Below are 455 nucleotides of genomic sequence, written 5' to 3'. Positions count from 1 at the left end.
GTCTAGAAAGACAGCTTTTTATGTCTATTTTATGAAATTTGTAAAAAAAATAAATTGTCATTTTTTAATGCGCTTACATTTTAGTTTATAAGTTGTCTGTAGTGTTTGAACATGTTATTCTAGCAATTGTATTAATATTTATTAACTATAAATGAGGCTTAAAGCTTACATACTTAAGTTCCTTTTAGGGGAAAATATTACAGGTCTATTTGTAAGAAAAATGACTAAAAGGATTATATTGTAAAGGCTATCATAAGCATCATTTTACTACATTTAAACTAAAAGGAGTTTGATATTAAATGGCAGAAAAACAATTTAAGGTAACAGCAGAAACAGGAATTCATGCAAGACAGGCAACACTTTTAGTGCAAACTGCAAGCAGATTTGATTCAGAAATCAATTTAGAATACAAAGGCAAAACTGTTAATTTAAAATCTATTATGGGCGTTATGTCC

At 27.7% G+C, this 455-nt stretch carries 1 protein-coding gene; it reads left to right on the top strand.

Features of this window, described 5'->3' with window-relative positions; genetic code table 11:
• Window positions 1-299: 299 nt before the first annotated feature.
• The coding region (locus LC457_RS23305) for an HPr family phosphocarrier protein (RefSeq protein WP_223601923.1) at window positions 300-455 on the top strand (156 nt) is incomplete at its 3' end.

The organism is Chryseobacterium sp. GVT01B (assembly GCF_019970045.1).
Lineage (GTDB): Bacteria > Bacteroidota > Bacteroidia > Flavobacteriales > Weeksellaceae > Chryseobacterium.
This window is presented reverse-complemented; position numbering and strand designations above follow the sequence as displayed.